The organism is Bradyrhizobium sp. CCBAU 45321, assembly GCF_028128975.1.
Taxonomy (GTDB): domain Bacteria; phylum Pseudomonadota; class Alphaproteobacteria; order Rhizobiales; family Xanthobacteraceae; genus Bradyrhizobium; species Bradyrhizobium yuanmingense.
In genome coordinates, this window is sequence record NZ_LFKZ01000127.1 from 389,102 (window position 1) to 404,572 (window position 15,471).

General features: G+C 62.2%; 24 protein-coding genes. 10 read left to right on the top strand and 14 right to left on the bottom strand.

Going from position 1 to position 15,471, the window contains the following annotated elements; genetic code table 11:
- Window positions 1-197 precede the first annotated feature (197 nt).
- Window positions 198-1,175: an arginase gene (gene rocF / locus ACM43_RS27165; protein ID WP_271544251.1), complete on the top strand. Its 978-nt coding sequence runs from the start codon at window positions 198-200 to the stop codon at window positions 1,173-1,175.
- A gap of 262 nt (window positions 1,176-1,437) precedes the next feature.
- On the opposite strand, the gene ACM43_RS27170 is transcribed toward rocF, so the two are convergent.
- On the bottom strand, window positions 1,438-1,854 hold the full coding sequence (locus ACM43_RS27170) for a hypothetical protein (RefSeq protein ID WP_271544253.1): 417 nt from the start codon (window positions 1,852-1,854) through the stop codon (window positions 1,438-1,440).
- 332 nt (window positions 1,855-2,186) lie between these two features.
- On the opposite strand from ACM43_RS27170, the gene ACM43_RS27175 reads away from it, so the two are divergent.
- Window positions 2,187-2,396 (top strand): hypothetical protein, encoded by a 210-nt coding sequence (locus ACM43_RS27175; RefSeq protein WP_036007651.1) that lies wholly within the window; start codon window positions 2,187-2,189, stop codon window positions 2,394-2,396.
- Between the two features lie 294 nt (window positions 2,397-2,690).
- The gene (locus tag ACM43_RS27180) at window positions 2,691-2,969 is read left to right on the top strand and encodes a hypothetical protein (RefSeq protein ID WP_036007648.1); all 279 of its coding nucleotides are present in this window, start codon (window positions 2,691-2,693) and stop codon (window positions 2,967-2,969) included.
- Between the two features lie 206 nt (window positions 2,970-3,175).
- Here ACM43_RS27180 and ACM43_RS27185 read toward each other — a convergent pair whose 3' ends face one another.
- The 6 genes from ACM43_RS27185 to ACM43_RS27210 all read right to left on the bottom strand — a co-directional run bounded on the left by ACM43_RS27185 (window position 3,176) and on the right by ACM43_RS27210 (window position 7,728).
- On the bottom strand, window positions 3,176-4,390 hold the full coding sequence (locus tag ACM43_RS27185; protein ID WP_271544256.1) for a mandelate racemase/muconate lactonizing enzyme family protein: 1,215 nt from the start codon (window positions 4,388-4,390) through the stop codon (window positions 3,176-3,178).
- A 140-nt stretch (window positions 4,391-4,530) separates the two neighbouring features.
- The gene (locus tag ACM43_RS27190) at window positions 4,531-5,817 is read right to left on the bottom strand and encodes an NRAMP family divalent metal transporter (RefSeq protein ID WP_036007761.1); all 1,287 of its coding nucleotides are present in this window, start codon (window positions 5,815-5,817) and stop codon (window positions 4,531-4,533) included.
- Window positions 5,818-5,967: 150 nt separating this feature from the next.
- Entirely contained in the window at window positions 5,968-6,153 is a 186-nt protein-coding gene (locus ACM43_RS27195; RefSeq protein ID WP_057028642.1) for a hypothetical protein, read from the bottom strand.
- A gap of 222 nt (window positions 6,154-6,375) precedes the next feature.
- Window positions 6,376-7,008 carry a hypothetical protein gene (locus ACM43_RS27200; RefSeq protein WP_271544258.1) on the bottom strand — a complete coding sequence of 211 codons (633 nt, stop codon included), beginning with the start codon at window positions 7,006-7,008 and terminating at the stop codon, window positions 6,376-6,378.
- A 37-nt stretch (window positions 7,009-7,045) separates the two neighbouring features.
- The gene (locus tag ACM43_RS27205) at window positions 7,046-7,366 is read right to left on the bottom strand and encodes a hypothetical protein (protein ID WP_225175191.1); all 321 of its coding nucleotides are present in this window, start codon (window positions 7,364-7,366) and stop codon (window positions 7,046-7,048) included.
- 164 nt (window positions 7,367-7,530) lie between these two features.
- Window positions 7,531-7,728 (bottom strand): hypothetical protein, encoded by a 198-nt coding sequence (locus ACM43_RS27210; protein WP_271544261.1) that lies wholly within the window; start codon window positions 7,726-7,728, stop codon window positions 7,531-7,533.
- 132 nt (window positions 7,729-7,860) lie between these two features.
- On the opposite strand from ACM43_RS27210, the gene ACM43_RS27215 reads away from it, so the two are divergent.
- Entirely contained in the window at window positions 7,861-8,088 is a 228-nt protein-coding gene (locus tag ACM43_RS27215) for a hypothetical protein (protein ID WP_271544263.1), read from the top strand.
- Window positions 8,089-8,287: 199 nt separating this feature from the next.
- On the top strand, window positions 8,288-8,479 hold the full coding sequence (locus ACM43_RS27220; protein WP_271544265.1) for a Myb-like DNA-binding domain-containing protein: 192 nt from the start codon (window positions 8,288-8,290) through the stop codon (window positions 8,477-8,479).
- A 311-nt stretch (window positions 8,480-8,790) separates the two neighbouring features.
- Here the strand turns inward: ACM43_RS27220 and ACM43_RS27225 are convergent, their stop codons facing one another.
- The gene (locus ACM43_RS27225; protein ID WP_271544267.1) at window positions 8,791-9,135 is read right to left on the bottom strand and encodes a response regulator; all 345 of its coding nucleotides are present in this window, start codon (window positions 9,133-9,135) and stop codon (window positions 8,791-8,793) included.
- A 357-nt stretch (window positions 9,136-9,492) separates the two neighbouring features.
- On the opposite strand from ACM43_RS27225, the gene ACM43_RS27230 reads away from it, so the two are divergent.
- The 3 genes from ACM43_RS27230 (at window position 9,493) to ACM43_RS27240 (ending at window position 10,632) form a co-directional block, all read left to right on the top strand.
- Entirely contained in the window at window positions 9,493-9,684 is a 192-nt protein-coding gene (locus ACM43_RS27230; protein ID WP_271544269.1) for a CsbD family protein, read from the top strand.
- Window positions 9,685-9,993: 309 nt separating this feature from the next.
- On the top strand, window positions 9,994-10,242 hold the full coding sequence (locus ACM43_RS27235; protein WP_109142991.1) for a hypothetical protein: 249 nt from the start codon (window positions 9,994-9,996) through the stop codon (window positions 10,240-10,242).
- A gap of 120 nt (window positions 10,243-10,362) precedes the next feature.
- A complete protein-coding gene (locus ACM43_RS27240; RefSeq protein ID WP_271544271.1) occupies window positions 10,363-10,632 on the top strand; it encodes a DUF6894 family protein in 270 nt (89 codons plus the stop codon).
- Here the strand turns inward: ACM43_RS27240 and ACM43_RS27245 are convergent.
- The 5 genes from ACM43_RS27245 to ligD form a co-directional block, all read right to left on the bottom strand.
- Window positions 10,626-10,850 carry a hypothetical protein gene (locus tag ACM43_RS27245; protein ID WP_157283845.1) on the bottom strand — a complete coding sequence of 75 codons (225 nt, stop codon included), beginning with the start codon at window positions 10,848-10,850 and terminating at the stop codon, window positions 10,626-10,628. The two genes, ACM43_RS27240 and ACM43_RS27245, sit on opposite strands and share 7 nt — an antisense overlap.
- Window positions 10,847-11,047: a hypothetical protein gene (locus tag ACM43_RS27250; RefSeq protein ID WP_109142994.1), complete on the bottom strand. Its 201-nt coding sequence runs from the start codon at window positions 11,045-11,047 to the stop codon at window positions 10,847-10,849. The genes ACM43_RS27245 and ACM43_RS27250 overlap by 4 nt, the downstream gene beginning before the upstream one ends.
- Before the next feature lie 323 nt (window positions 11,048-11,370).
- Window positions 11,371-12,033: an SOS response-associated peptidase gene (locus tag ACM43_RS27255; protein ID WP_271544275.1), complete on the bottom strand. Its 663-nt coding sequence runs from the start codon at window positions 12,031-12,033 to the stop codon at window positions 11,371-11,373.
- Window positions 12,034-12,049: 16 nt separating this feature from the next.
- Entirely contained in the window at window positions 12,050-12,463 is a 414-nt protein-coding gene (locus tag ACM43_RS27260) for a hypothetical protein (protein WP_271544317.1), read from the bottom strand.
- Window positions 12,464-12,580: 117 nt separating this feature from the next.
- Window positions 12,581-13,504 (bottom strand): non-homologous end-joining DNA ligase, encoded by a 924-nt coding sequence (gene ligD / locus ACM43_RS27265; protein WP_271544277.1) that lies wholly within the window; start codon window positions 13,502-13,504, stop codon window positions 12,581-12,583.
- 135 nt (window positions 13,505-13,639) lie between these two features.
- Between ligD and ACM43_RS27270 the strand changes: the two genes are divergently transcribed.
- Window positions 13,640-13,828 carry a DUF3606 domain-containing protein gene (locus ACM43_RS27270; protein ID WP_271544279.1) on the top strand — a complete coding sequence of 63 codons (189 nt, stop codon included), beginning with the start codon at window positions 13,640-13,642 and terminating at the stop codon, window positions 13,826-13,828.
- Window positions 13,829-13,857: 29 nt separating this feature from the next.
- On the opposite strand, the gene ACM43_RS27275 is transcribed toward ACM43_RS27270, so the two are convergent.
- On the bottom strand, window positions 13,858-14,466 hold the full coding sequence (locus ACM43_RS27275; RefSeq protein WP_271544281.1) for a hypothetical protein: 609 nt from the start codon (window positions 14,464-14,466) through the stop codon (window positions 13,858-13,860).
- A gap of 264 nt (window positions 14,467-14,730) precedes the next feature.
- Here ACM43_RS27275 and ACM43_RS27280 point away from each other — a divergent pair, with 264 nt between their 5' ends.
- Entirely contained in the window at window positions 14,731-15,174 is a 444-nt protein-coding gene (locus ACM43_RS27280) for a hypothetical protein (protein WP_271544283.1), read from the top strand.
- Window positions 15,175-15,471 lie beyond the last annotated feature (297 nt).

The window sequence follows — 15,471 nt, forward strand, 5'->3', positions numbered from 1 at the left end:
TTGAACAGCGGGTCTGGTGACCTTTGGCTATCCGCGACAGGTGCCGTGATTGACGGCGGGTGCCGGCCTTGAATGAGCAATTCAGCGCGCGGGATATTGTTCCGGAAGATATGCGGCCACCTGCGGGCTCCCCGGGAAACGACGGGTGCGAATCTCTGTTAGGCTAAAGTGAACCTTGCTGACGTCAGGAGACAGCCGTGACCGACCGGACCATGACGGATCGCGCCCGGCGCATCGCCTTGCTCGGTGCTCCCATCGACATGGGCGCTTCGCAGCGCGGCACCTTGATGGGGCCTGCGGCGTTGCGCACCGCCGGCCTTGCGACATTGCTGGAAAGCCTCGATTTCGAGGTCGTCGACTATGGCGATCTGTCCGTAGCCGAAGTCCGGGAGCTCACCGACCGGCCCCCCGAAAAGGCCAATCACTACCGCGAAATCCAGCGCTGGACGCGCGCCCTGAGCCGCAGAGGCTATGAGATCGCGACATCAGGTGCGCTGCCGATCTTTCTCGGCGGCGATCATACGTTGTCGATGGGGTCGGTCAATGCAATGGCGCGGCATTGGCAGGCGCGCGGCCGCGAACTGTTCGTGCTGTGGCTTGACGCCCATGCCGACTACAACACGCCGGAGACGACGATCACCGCGAACATGCACGGCATGTCGGCCGCATTCCTGTGCGGCGAGCCCGGTCTTGACGGCCTGCTCGGCGAGGATCCACGCGCCTCGATCAGCCCGGACAAACTCGATCTATTCGGCGCGCGTTCGATCGACAAGCTCGAAAAGGAGCTGATGCGCTCGCGCCGGATCAGGATCGTCGACATGCGCCAGATCGACGAGTTCGGTGTCGCCGTCCTGATCCGCCGCGTCATCGAACGGGTCAAGGCGAGCAATGGCGTGCTGCATGTCAGCTTCGATGTCGATTTCCTCGATCCCTGCGTGGCGCCGGGGGTCGGCACCACCGTGCCGGGTGGTGCCACGTATCGCGAGGCGCATCTGATCATGGAGCTGCTGCACGATTCCGGCGTCGTCGGATCGGTCGATATCGTCGAGCTGAATCCGTTCCTGGACGAACGCGGTCGGACCGCGCGCACGGCGGTCGAATTGATCGGCAGCCTGTTCGGTCAGCAGATCACCGACCGGCCGACGCCGAGCAATGCCATCGCACCAGGCGAGTGAAGCGCGCGTCTGAGACGGCGGCCTGTGCGCACGCCTCGTCCTTCGAGACGGCGCTTACGCGCCTCCTCAGGATGAGGCTATTTGGCATTAGCGCTCGTTGAAACTGCCGCCGCGCACTCCGTCCTCATCCTGAGGAGCCCGCTTAAAGCGGGCGTCTCGAAGGATGGCCGCGGGGAAGACTCTCAGATGCGTTAGCCCGGCCTGCAAGCGAAAGGCCGCGCCCATGTCGAGCACGGCTCTCGTGCCGCCTGATCGGCTGCTCTCACCAATGGCGGTGGTGCCGATGCCAGTGGTGCCGAACGACCGGATAGGACCCACCGTAATAGGCGTAGGCGGGGCGCACGACGCGCCGATAGCGATAGCCGTAGGAAACGGGCGCCGTGTAGTAGGTGGTGGTGTAGCCACCGCCCCATCGATAGGGCTCGTCGTATCCGTAGTCGTAGGCGTAGGGGCCGCCGTAGTAACCGGCACTGTAATAGCGGGGTCCGCCATAGTAGCCATAGCCGGGTCCCCAGCCGTAGGCGGAGGAGGCAAGGCCACCGATGACGGCGCCTGCGACCAGGCCGCCGGCGATGCCAGGTCCCCAACCTCGCCAATGGGCTTCGGCGGAAGACGTTGCTGCGATCGAGCTCAGGCCTAGAGCGCCGGCCATCAGGGCTGACATTGCAATCTTCTTCATCAACATACCTCTCACATCACATTGCCTTAGGGAATAACGGGAAGAATAAGCAATGGTTGCTGCTGTCCGGTGGCGAGAGCCAATGGGTGCTCGGCGTCGGGACGGCGTCACCGAGAATTCGGGCCTGGACGGCGACGCCCGCCGCTCCCATCAGTTCGGCCAAATGCCTCCAAGAGGTTCGGGACTGCCCCGAGCGGCGCGCGGCGCGCCGAGAAAGAATCCGATCAAATCGCCTTGAATCATTAAATGGTCGAATACCGGGAAAAATCGGAAACTTTGGAGCGTGTCCCTAAGTTGGGACGCCACGAGGTTCGGATTTCCGGAGAGCAGGCATGGACGACGACATGGTCTTGAAGAACGCCGCGGACACCGCCTGGACGGTGTACCGGGCGCGGCACCCCGAGGTCGCCGCCCACGACACAAGGCGCTGTCTGCTGGAACGCCATCTACAGAGGAGGTGGGAAGAGCACCCAAGCGATACCGAAGAGCTCGCCTCTTTCGGGATAGCCTACCTGCACCGCCTTCCCAGGGATGAATGTTGACGTGCATGAAGATGCTCGTTGTCCGCGTGGCCCGCACGAGCACGAGGCCGAGTTGGACCCTGCTTGCGATCTCATGTCTCATCTCGGCGACCATCGTGACGGTTTTGCGCGTCGTGTGCGAGGGATAGAGCTTGCGCCCGGAGTGCCCGAGCCGGGAACTCCACCCAGCAACCCGTCGCCTCGCGCGAGACCACGACCGGCGCAGCATCGGCCAAGGCTCCGAGCCGCAACAGGAGGGGAACCGGAGGGGGTTCGACCGAATTAACCTGCGATAGGAAAATTGCGGACCCTTCGATGGCAAACGGTCGCTTCGCGTACTCCATGTCCAGAGCCCTGCGTCATCCCGGCGTGATGGCGTTGATCGTGGCGGGCGTAACGATTGCGGCCATGCTGATCGTCGACCACGGCCCGTGGAGTCGGGCCAAGACACAGCCGGCCCACGTCGCGATGTACGCGACCACAGGCGAAGCGGCACGGGCCGCTGGCGCCCTGGTGCTCCCGACCGATCCGAAATCGCCGATCGAGCCGCAGCGGCCGAAGACGTCTCCAACCGTCAATCCCGTGACGCCCTAAAGCGCGACGAATGAGGTTTGATCGCGCAAAGACGGAGGTGCGCTCCCTCTCCCGCTTGCGGGAGAGGGTTGGGGAGAGGGCTGTTTCCGCAATGGGACAATCCCCAAGAGGAGAAAGCCCTCACCCGCGCCTCCGGCGCGACCTCTCCCGCAAGCGGGAGAGGTTACACCGAGCTGTGGCAATCGATTCGACCTAGACCATTCCTCTCAACCCTTGCGACCGTAGTTGAGGAGCCCGCCACTCGTCTTCGGCGGATGAGCCCGCAAGGCTTCCTCGTTCGGCTCGGTGCCCCAGCCGGGCCGGTTCGGGATGATGAGATGGCCGTTCTCGATCTCCGGCTCGTGCGTGAACAGCTCGCGATCCCAGGACAGACGATCGATGTCGATCTCCATGATGCGCAGGTTCGGCACCGCGGCGCAGAAATGCGCGTTCATCATCGAGCAGAGATGGCCGTAGAAATTGTGCGGGGCGACGTTGACCTCGAAGGCTTCGGCGGCAGCTGCGATCTTCATCGACTGCCAGACCCCGTTCCAGGGCGTGTCGATGATCGCGACATCCATGGCCTGCGCGTGGAAGTAGGGCAGGAATTCACGCAAGGAGAGCAGCGTCTCGCAGGACGAGATCGGGTGCGGGCTTTGCCGACGGATATAGCCGAGCGCTTCCGGATTGAAGCTGTCGATCTCGACCCAGAACATGTCGAGGTCGGCAATGGTGCGCAGGATCTTCAAGTAGCCTTCGGTCTTGGCGTTGAAGTTGCAGTCGAGCAGGATGTCGACGTCGGGGCCCGCGCCGTCGCGGATCGCTTCCAGATGCATGTGCAGGTCGCGCAGGATCTTGCGGTCGACGTTGATCTCGGGCGCGAAGGGCGAGCCGAAGCCGGGCCGCCAGCCGGTCGGCTTGCCCTCGTCATAGGAAAAGATGTTGGTCTTGAGCGCGGTGAAGTTCTTCTCGCGCACCTCGCGCCCCATCGCCTTGACGCCGTCGAGAGTTTCGATCGCCGGCTTGTACCAGGACGGGTGATTGATCCGCCACGTGGCGCAATGCGACCAGTAGACCCTGACGCGGTCGCGGATCTTGCCGCCGAGCAGCTCATAGCAGGGGACGCCGAGCGATTTCGCCTTGGCATCGAGCAGCGCATTCTCGATCGCCCCTAACGCCTGCGCCACCACGCCGCCGGCCGCAGGACGCGTCGCTGCGAACAATTCGGCAAAGATGCGCTCGTGCTGGAAGACGTTCTGGCCGATGACGCGCGCCGAGAGGCGCTGGATCGCGGCGCCGACGCCGGGCGAGCCAAAGCCTTCGTCGAATTCGCTCCAGCCGACGATGCCGTCCTCGGTCGTCAGTTTGACGAAATGATAGTTTCTCCAGCCGGCGTCGCAGGCGAGGATCTCGAGGCTTGTTGCTTTTGAGGATTTGGTCATGTCGCTCCCTGTCGCCCGGCCGGGCTTTTCTTATAGCCCGATCTTGAGCCGGGCCCGGACCGCATTGTTAAGCCAAGCGCGGGGCGGCGGGAAGGGCGCAGCGATGCAACGCGGCAGCGCGTCCGAAGCAGCGCTTCTCGTCAGCCGATCACGGACGAGCCAAGCAGGGCGAGGACGGCGAGCGCCATGACTGCGGTGCCGAGCCAGCCCAGCGCGATCAGCCAGGAGCGAGCCCTGAAGCGGCCCATGATGGTCCGGTTCGAGACGATCAGCATCATCATCGCCATGATCGGGACGGCGACGATGCCGTTGAGCACCGCGCTCCACACCAGCATGTTGATCGAGTCGATGCCGGTGAAGCCGAGGCCGAAGCCGATCAGGGTTGCCGCGGCGATGATGGTGTAGAAGCCGGCCGCTTCGTCCGGCTTGGCCTCCAGCGTGGCGCGCCAGCCGAAGATCTCGGCAACGCCATAGGCCGCCGAGCCCGCCAGCACGGGAATGGCGAGCAGGCCCGTGCCGATGATGCCGGTCGCGAACAGGGCGAAGGTGAAATCGCCGGCCAGCGGCCGCAGCGCTTCGGCCGCTTCCGTCGCCGAGCCGATATTCGTGATGCCGTTGGCGTGCAGGACCGATGCGGTGGTCAGGATGATGAAGAAGGCGATGCCGTTCGAGAGCAGCATGCCGGAGATGGTGTCCGTCTTGATGCGGTCGAGCTCGTGGTCGCCGCCGCGCTTGAGCTGGCGAAGCGGCTTGTCGCGCTCGCCCTGGTTCATCTCCTCGACCTCCTGCGAGGCCTGCCAGAAGAACAGGTAGGGGCTGATGGTGGTGCCGAGCACGGCGACGACCATCAGGAGATAGTCGGCGCTGACATTCGGCTTCGGCCAGACCGCGGCGAGCAGCGCCGTGCTCCAGGGAATCTGCACCGTGAAGGCAGTCGCGACATAGGCGAACAGCGCCAGCGTGAGGAATTTCAGCACCGGCGAATAGCGGCGATAGGGCACGAACACCTGCAGCAGGGTCGAGCCGGCCGCGAAGATCAGCGCGTGCTCGTGGTTGAGGCCGCCGATGACGAGCGAGAGCGCCTCGGCCATCGCGGCGATGTCGGCGGCGATGTTGAACGTGTTCGCGGCGACCAGCATTGACACCAGCGCCAGCACCGCCCAGCGCGGCGCGACGCGCATGACGTTGGCGGCGAGCCCCTTGCCGGTGACGCGGCCGATCTGCGCGCTGACGAGCTGGATCGCGATCATGAACGGCGTGGTCAGAAACACGGTCCACAACAGACCGAAGCCGAATTGCGCGCCGGCCTGCGAATAGGTGGCGATACCCGACGGGTCGTCGTCGGCAGCTCCGGTGATGAGGCCGGGCCCCAGCCGTTGCAACAGCGTCGGCGCGGATTTCGTCGGGGTGAGGGCGCTGTCGCTCATGAACGGGCTCGAACGGGTGCGGACGTCGTCTTTAGCAAATGCGAATCGAATACCATAAGTTCCCGCTGCCGAAGCGGGCGGCTGATTTCCGAAAATGCTAAGTCGAGTTTGCTCCGTCGGGCAAAACAGGGCTATATTGCCATCATCGGCCTACCTGATGCTGACGAACATGCCCCAGGCGGCGGCCAGCGCCGCGCCGGTGAAGAGAACCACCGGGTTGTCGCAGAACGTGCCGCCGTAGCTGCACACGTCCGCGCCGAATTGGCCGAGCTCATGACGGCTCGCGGAATAGAACAGTCCCGACAGCACCAGCAATGCAGCGGCGACGTAATACATCGAAGGTCTCTCCGGCTTGCCCCCGTCCATTCGACATGTCCCAGCATGAGGCGAAGAGATTTCACTTCGGCCAATCCGCTTTGCGGCATTTGAGATAAAGTTTGACCCGTCGGGCAAAACACTGGCAAGATGGCACCATCGACCGTGCCGGCGTGATGGCTGGTCGTCGACATCAAAAAGGCCCCGCATCGCGGGGCCTTTGTCGTGTCGGGGCTCTGTTGCCTATCGCCGCATTCCATAGAGCTCGCGCTCGCGGACGATATCCTCCGGCGACAATGGCGGGCTTGCGGCGTCGAAGTCGCTCCAGCCGGACTTCTGCCAGGCGGCGCTGCGCTCCTGAAGGTTGACCGATCGTTCGTGCAGAAGCGCATCGAGGCGCGCACGGTCCTGGTCCGGCACCCTCGCGGACACCAGCGTGCCGCCGCGGCGGACGCCCTCGGCATAACGCGATGCGTCTTCCTTGGAGACGCCGGCTTCGGTCAGGGCGCCGATGATTCCGCCGGTGGCCGCGCCGGCAGCTGCGCCCGCCGCGGTCGAGGCGAGCCATCCGGCCGCGACGACCGGGCCGAGACCGGGGATGGCGAGGAGGCCGAGACCTGCGAGCAGGCCGGCGGCGCCGCCGAGCCCCGCGCCGATGCCGGCACCCGTGCCGGCGCCTTCGGCGCGATCATCGGTGCCGTCGCGGTCACGATCGACCTTGCCGGCGACCTTGCCGGAGCGTGAGCCGTACCAATTGTCCGAATTGTTGGCGACGAGGCTGATGTCGGAATGCGGCACGCCGGCGCTTTCGAGCCGGGTCACGGCGCGCTCGGCATCGGCGTAATTGTCGTACAGGCGAGAGATGGTCGTCGTCATGTCTGGATCTCCTGATTTCGCGAATTTCTTGCGCGAGTTACTTGGCGGGGTTGACGTTGCCCTGGAAGTCGACGCTGACGTCGGTCTTGGTGCCGGCCTTGTCGGCCTTGCCGCGCCAGACGCCGTTGTCGTCCTTCTGCAGGCCGGAGACGTTGGAATAGCCCGCGCCCTCGATCCGCGATTTCGCCTGTCCTTCGGTGAAGCTGTTGCGGCCCGCGACTGGTGCGTTGGAGTTGTTCTGGTCGGAGCTGTTGACCGCGTTGTTGCCCGGCCCGCTTTGCGCCGGCTGCGACTGGGCGCCTGCGGGCACCGAACCGAGCAGCACCAAGGTTGCGGCCAGGACTGTCAGACGTTTCATGTTGTTGTCTCCTGCAAGTGATTGTGCCGGCGACAACAAGTGAGAGTCGGATTGGTTGCTATTCTGAAGGAGAAGTTTGCTGCGGCGCTTCGGTCGGGACAATCCGGCAGCGACAATGTCGAGCAGGTGCGGCCGTCGCTCGTCCGTGCCTTGTCCGTGCCTTGCTACTTTGAAGATTGCACGGACTCGGCCTGGCCCTTGGTGGGCTCCCACGGCGCCGGGAGGATCACGCGGATCGGGCGGGCTTCGGCTGCGGTTTGAACCACGGGTGCGGCCTTATCCTTGGGGGGCTCGGCCAGCGCCACGCTGACCAGGGCGAGCAGCATCGCCAGCGAAGTCGTCACCAGCCGCAAGTCGAGCATGGAAGCCTCCTGTTTCCGCACCAACGCGATCGGGCGGAATTGGTTCGGCCTTGAGAACCGGGAACAAGCGGCAATTGGTGACGTTTGTAGACTACACGCCTGGATCACCGGGCTGCTGGAGGAGGACACACGATGAAGATCAAAACGATCATTGCCGCCGTCGCGCTGACGTCGTTTGCGGCTCCCGCCTTTGCGCAAGCGTTCTACGTGGTGCAGGACGTCAAGACCAAGAAGTGCACCATCACCGAGTCGAAGCCGACGACCACGGAGACGACGGTCGTCAGCGGCGACACCGTGTACAAGACCCGGTCTGAAGCCGAGGCCGGCATGAAGTCCGTCAAGGTGTGCACCTCGAACTGATGCACTGAGCGAAGCTCTTGTCGAGCCTACGCTCGAAACAAGCCCGCGCGGAGCGATCCGCCGCGGGCTTAACTTTTGCTAACTTCGCGTCGCGCAGCCCGTGCTATGCCGTCCGCCACGCGCAGGCGAGATAGGAACTTTGGGTCCGCTCCGGCCGATTGTCGCCAGCGCTTTGAACGACGGGTGAGCCGCTCCAACCATGCAATCACGCTATCCCTTGCTGAAGAGGTGGACGGCGGAAGAGCATGAGCGGCTGAAAGCGCTGGCCGAAGCCGGACGCCGTCCCGACGAGATTGCCGCAGAGCTCAATCGGAGCGAAGCCGCCGTGCGGGTGCGGGCCTGGCAGCACGGCATCGCGCTGCGCACCGTCACGCAAAAGCGCGGCAAGTAGCGACGGCGGGGCGCAACCGATCGACGGCCGTCTATGGAAACGAAGTGGGGTAATTTGGCGGGCTGGGCATGGGCAAGCCGTAATCTTCTGCCCGCTTAGCGGCAAGCTTTCGATACGACTGGGCCTGCGTCAGCAGTTGGTTTCGAAACTCCCCATCCGTCTCGTCCGCGGCAAGCCTTTCGAGTTGAACTGCGCGTTCCAGATATTCAGTGAGGAGTTTCATAGCAGGAAAACTCGGTAAGTGACGGACGGTTCCCGCGTAGGCACGAAACCCCACTCGCGAGGGAGCGCTGCTTGCACGAACTCTTGCCCTAGCAAAGACCGGTCGTTTGTTGCATCACGCGCGCCAGGTCATCTTCGGTGAAGGGCTTGCGGAGCAAGGGAAGGCCGCCTCGTCGCGGCTCCCGGCCGGATACCTGCAGCACCTTCACGGCCGGACGCAGGCGTCGAGCGCGTTCGGCCAATTCATGACCATCCATGCCCGGCATGTTGATGTCCGTTATCAGGATGGAAATGCTTTCATTGTCCCGCAAGGCGTCGAGCGCTTCGCCGCCGCTCTGGGCGCAAACGACCTTGCAGCCGAGGTCCTCCAACATGCTTGCGAGCACGTCGCGCACGTTGGGATCATCATCTACAAGCAAGACCGTGTGACTCATGGGCAAGAACTCCTTGCCCGTTAACTTAGGTAAATCCGGTACGTTCCGCAGAGATCCTGAAGGCGGATCCGAACGAAAAAACCCGGCGCGTGAGCGTCCGGGCTGATCGCCAGTAAAGAATTATAAGTCCAATGGCAGGAGCTAAGCCAATCTTCGCGGCCCCTGTCTGTGCACTTTTGGACACCCGCAGAGCGAAACCAGGGCCAGCTATGTAAACAGCTCCGCATCCCCCGGGACAATCCTTTACGGGCGCCGCAAGAGGCAAAGTCCTGCTGTGGAAGAGCGGCGCGCGTTTCGCGGAACGATGGCGCACCGGCTTCGTTGGCTCGTCTTCTACCCAAGAAAGGGATAACGATCATGGACCGTGAACACGTGAAGGGCACCGCCGACAAGGCAAAGGGCGCGATCAAAGAAGGGGCCGGCAAGCTTACCGGAGACAAGGACCTCGAAGCCGAAGGCAAGATGGATAAGGCCAAGGGATCCGCCCACAACGTTGCGGGAGACGTGAAGGACGCAGCGCGAGACGCCTCTGACGCCCTCAAGAAATAACCAAACAAGGAAAGTCTGAAACTGGCCGCCTTGGGGCGGCCTTTCCTTTTCTGCCAAGCCCACGGCAAGCTTAGGAGCGCTCCAGCTCGGAAGTCCTGCCCACGGACGAAACACGCCTGAAACAGTGCTGAAACCAGATCGTCCTGAACTCGGCGCCGGCCCGGGCCGACCAACGAAGCGAAACGGAGAGACAATCATGATCCAGATCGGTTCGAAGGAAGAAGTCGCGCTGCTGCTGGCGCTGTTTGGAACGCATACCCAGCCGGCGCAGCGGCCGAAGCCGAAATCGCAAGCGAGGTGACAGACGCCATGCCCGGCTTGGCCGAATGCCAGAGCCTGCTCAGGCTCCTGATCGCCAGGGGCGATCCCAAGGCCATCCCGCTTGCCAAGGGCGCCATCGACCAGTACCTGAACACCGCACCGTTAAGCATGCGCGGGCGGGGCCTGCGCGTGCTCCAACGCGACGCGCTTGACCAGCACGATGCCGCCGTCGGGGTGCAGCGCTCGTTCGCCGAGACGGTGGACGCCTATATCGAGCGTAAGCTTGCGGAGGAGTGAGGCCGGCCCACGGTCGCGGATCCCACGTGTTCCCGGAACTCATTGATCCCAAGCGATTTTTTTTCGACGCGCTAGCAACCTTTGCCCGCTCTTGGGCCTATAGGCCAAAGGAATGCGGTCATGGCCCGATATTACTTCGACCTTCGCGACGACAAGGGAATTGCGCTGGACGAGGAGGGGCTGGAATTGTCGAGCCCGCGTGCCGTTCAGGCCGAGGCGGCCAAGTCGGTCGCTGACCTCGCGCGCGATGCGCTGCTCTCCGCGCCGCTCACCGGCGACCGGCAGGAGCTGGCGATCGACGTGCGCGATGCCAGCGGTCCCGTCATGCAGGTGAAGTTCTGCTTCCAGATCGAAGACCTGAAGTCGCGGCCGCGCTCACGCGGTCATTGACGCGTCAGCGTCGGGCGGGACGGCTCGGGCAGGGGCGGGCGCAATTGCTCCGACTCCAGCACGGCGATCTTTCGGCCGAGCTGCCAGACCTCGACCTTGCCGAGCCGCGTGAACTTTTTGGCGATGACCACCGCGCTGGAATCGGACGGGGCTTCGAACGCTTCGGCGGAGCGGAAGACGCCGTTCTCGCCGACGAGATAAGCGCGATATTGCATCATGTCGGCGCCCTCAGGCCGGGCGAGCGCAGCCAGGAATCGATCTGCATGGCGGTTTCGTCCCGGCGCGCCTGGCGCAGCAGCATGTCGCGGCGGGGGCCAGGGGTCAACTTGCGCGCTTCCTCGCGGCAGCGCTCCGCTTCGTCCGCGAGTCTCTCGCGCAAGGTGGTGGTCTGTTTGAAACGACGCCGCTTTTGCATGGCGTTCTCCCTCGTTAGAGAAGGGCGGGAGCGCGATGGGCGTTCTCATCACCGATCTCTGCCACGGGCCTTGCGATGATGGATTTACTTTAGCCCATCGGTGGTGAAGAGTCCTATCATTTGATATGCGCGCGAATTAAATTTATCGGAGAAGCTTGAGCATCTTGAGCCACTTACTCAAGTTGCGGCTTGGCCCTTGTGTCCACTACTGAACCAAAGCCGCTTCGGTCGTTTGCAAGACATTACCGGCCGAGGCTCATGTCCGTCGGCGTCGGTGGCTGAGAGACCGAGCGTGCTTCCGCCCTGCAAGGCAGGTGGGCTGCCTAGGCGATCACGTCTTCCTTCTCGGTCCCTCGCGCCACGATCTTGAGGGCGTCGTCTCGAAGCGGCCGCTGCAACGCCCTCGCTTCGTCCCAAGGTGCCCGCAGCCACACGTCCCATTCCTCCGAGGTCGTCAGGAGCACTGGCATGGCTTTGGGATGGATGGGCTCAACAATCGCATTCGCGGCCGTCGTCAGAAATCCGTAGACTTGATGCGGCCCCGGAACGGGCTTTGACTTGGTCCCTCGATCACCATTGAACGTCGTCCAGATGCCTGCGAATGCGAACAGCGGACGCTCTTCGGCTAGTGCAAACCAAACGACATCTTTCTTCTTCGTCTCCGGGTTGGGCTCGGACGCGTACTCGGCAAAACTGTTGGCAGGCACGAGGCAGCGGTGCTCGGGTTTGAGCCAGGCGCGCCAGTGTGGCGATGAGGTATTGCGGATGTTCGTGACAGGCGGCCCGCCGGTGCGGGGCGGCGGCGGCATGCCCCAACGCATCATCACGAGTTCGCGCTCGCCGGCGCCTCCGTCGCGAATGACGGGAGCGGGGTAATCCGGAAAGACGCCGGGCATCGGCGGCAAATTGCCTTCGTAACGACGGACAACACGGAAGAGGTCGGCGATGGCAGCCTGATTGGTCGTGATAGAATACAGATTACACATGATTGGGATTTGTCTCTTATCGCTCGCCCGGCCACCAGGTCGAGGGCGGGTGGCTGGCTGAAATCTTTGTCGGCCTCAGCGCCACAAGCTCGCTGCGCTTGTACGGATAGCCGCGCACCTGCGAACAGTCCTTGCAGCGCATGTAGCGTTCGAGTTCGTGGATCGGAGTCGTTTTTGGGCGCCTGATGATGTCGAGTGCTATCGTCTGGTTGGTATCGCAGCCATGACAGCGCACCTCGAGGTATGGGTATCCTCCGTTGATCGCGTCGCCAATGGTCGGCGAGGGCTGCGCCGGTCCCTTATAGCCGAGCATCCGGCTGTTCCACGCCACGCAGGCCAGCTTGTCAGCTTCCTTGCGCGCCTCTCGGGCGCGCTCGGCCGCCATCTTGATCTGAGTGCCGAACAGGTATGAGCGCGACTTCGTGGACATCCGGTCATCAAAGGCATGAGCCAACCGGGTTGGCAAATTATCGATTCCTAGTAGGCGACTTCGGCGGCCAGCTACTGCCGCTCGTGGCTGTGGAAAAACTGATTTCCAAGATCTCAGTCAAATGTCCTCTCGCAATCCCTTGAAGAATGGATGCCGCACCTTTCCCTCGGCAGACTTGGCGCGGTACTCGATCTCGGCAAGCAATTTTGGTTGGACCCAGATGCCCTTGTGCGCGATCCGCTTGGCGTAAGGCTGCGTCCTGCGCCGCAGCGGCTCCAGGCGCTTGCGTAGCTCGGCTGCTGATGTCTTGTCGAAACCGTGGTCGACCTTGCCGGCATAGATCAGATCATCGCCCTTGCGGCGGCCGAGATAGACGCCGTCCCACTTGCCTTCATCGAGCGCGAAACCGGCGATGGTCAAGGTTTCACGCTGGGCGCAGGTCGTCTTGGTCCAATTGCTGTTCCGGCCGGAGTTGTAGACGCTGTCGCGAACCTTGGAGACCACGCCCTCAAGCCCGACCTTGCAGGCGTGGGCGAACATCTGGCGGCCGTCGATCTCAAAGCTTTCGCTGAACTGCACGTCGGTGCCGGCAACGATCTTCTTCAGCTCGGCCTTGCGCTGAACCAGCGGCAGGCTGCGGAGGTCTCGTCCATTGAGATAGAGCAGGTCGAAAGCCACGAGCACGATCTTTGAGGACGTGCCCTTGAGTTCATTCTGAAGCACCGAAAAATCGGTCGTGCCGTCTTCGGCCGGGACGACAACCTCTCCGTCGATGATCGCCGAGCCTGCCTTGATGTGCCACGCGTCCTCGGCAACCTTCTTGAAGCGTCTGGTCCAATCGTGCCCGCGGCGGGTGTAGATGGTCACGGCCTCGTTGGCCAAATGCACCTGGACGCGATAGCCGTCGAACTTGATTTCGTGAATCCACCGCTCTCCGGAGGGCACCCTCGGGACGGAGGATGCCAAGGCCGGTTCGATAAAGTCCGGGTAGGGCGCCTTGACGCCTATCGCCGGTGCCTTTCGCTGACGCTGGGACGCCACTCAATCACTCCACGCAACAACTCATTTGATTCGAATCTTTTTGCGGGGATTCGTTCCGGCCTCGCGGCGCGACCAAATGATGTACAAGGAACCAACTGAATCTCCGTGCGTTTTCGCAAGGCATGGAGGTGCAATATGGCTAAAGCGAAGAAGCAGACCGGTCGCGGTCGCAAGCAGGATCGCGCGCGCGTGGCAGGCGGACAGGACTACGAGGTGCAGTACGAGGCGAAGAAAACGCGCCGGTCGGCTTCGGCGGTAAAGAAGGCGGTCAAGAAGGTGGGCAGCAGCCGGAAGAAGGTGGAGCGGAAGCTGAAGAGGGGCTAAGTGGAAACGGATCGGCCCAGGTAATCCTTTCAGGGCTGAGTCAGAGGCAGCGGCGGCCAAGATGGAATGTCCAGCTTGAGCTGCTCCTTCACTGAATGAGCAAGTGTTGCTACTCGATCGCTCAGTCCAACAATCCGATCTGCCGTAGAACAGATCTCATTGACGGTCTGTTTGCTGGCAGGTTTTGATCGTTCTTTGAAAATTGGATCGGAAATTGTGCCGAGCGGAGCTAGGCTCCATTGGTCAATGCTGAGAATGGTCTCACCGTCTTCGGCGGTCCGATATCTAGCATGACAGTAGTAGTTGCGTATGGCGGTCAGGGCATCAAACTCTTGCAGACACTTCAGAATCTCATTCTTTGTTTGATCATCTATTCCATTTTCATATCTGACTAGATGGTGCAGCATCGTTAGACGCCGACGAGTGCTTAGTACAGATGCCCATGTAACATCGGCATTGCCATTTGATCGACCACCCAGGCAGAAGTAGATTGCATAAAAGCACGTCTCGCAGTTCGCCCAGACCGCGATCAGTTTCCCTATGCTGATCAGGATTTGGCAGGTTAGGTCAAGTCCGGGCGGCAAAAGCGAATAAGTTGATTGATGCGACGGCATAGGACAGCTCTCGGAAAACAGCATTTCAGCGTTGCCCCGACGGTAGTCAAGGCAAAGTCAAATACAATGGGCTTAGATAATTCTCACTTGCCGGAGGGGTATGCAAGCCGGCCGCACTCAAGCAAGAAGTCAATTACAAGATCCAACTAACTTGACCCGTCGGGCAAAACACTGGCAGAATAGCATCATCGAGACGAGTTTATTTCGCGCCCGCGCCGGTTTTCCGACGTGGGTTTTTTGTGTCTCGATCCAAGATTGACCGGAGTAATTTTCAGATGGATTTCCCCCATGACCGAAGCGGTGAACTACAACCTTCTTTCCCAAAATGCTCTCGCCAGGGCGGCTGCTCGCCGCGCTCTGAAGCAGCGGACGCTCACTGAGATCAAATCCTTGGCGCGGACGCATACGAACCTCGCCATCAAGACTCTCGTGCAGATCATGCGCGACAAGGAAGCGCCCGCCCACGCCCGCGTCATGGCGGCCAACGCCATTCTCGATCGCGGATGGGGCAAACCGATGCAGCCGATCGTGAGTGAAGACGACAATCCCATCCGGTTCGTTCACCGCATCGAGCGGGTCATCGTGCATCCCGGCGACGACGTGACGATGGAAGCGCACATCGAGGAGAGCGTGCAGCACGCGGCTGTCAGCGTCCTTGGCAGCCTCGGCGCCGTGCGCGATGGGGATGCTTCTTACGAAGAGCTTTGGTTGCAATCGCAGGAGCAGGCATGAGCGACATACTTCAGAAGTTGCTTCAACGGCGTGTTGAGCCAGAGCCGAAACCCGAATGGCCGCGATGGATTGCGGAGGCACTTGCTTACAAGCCTGAGGCATCCGCTCCGTTGGAATCCTCGCCAACCAAACCGGTTTCACCGGAGACCAAGGAGCGGCGCAACATTCGGGTATTGACCCGCGTCTCGAACACTTGAAGGTTAAGCCCGCGGCGATGCCGCGGACTTTTGGCAGCCGATGTCCGCTTTTGAGGGCCGAGTGAACATCTCTTAAGAACCGCAGTATTTCAGCTTGTGA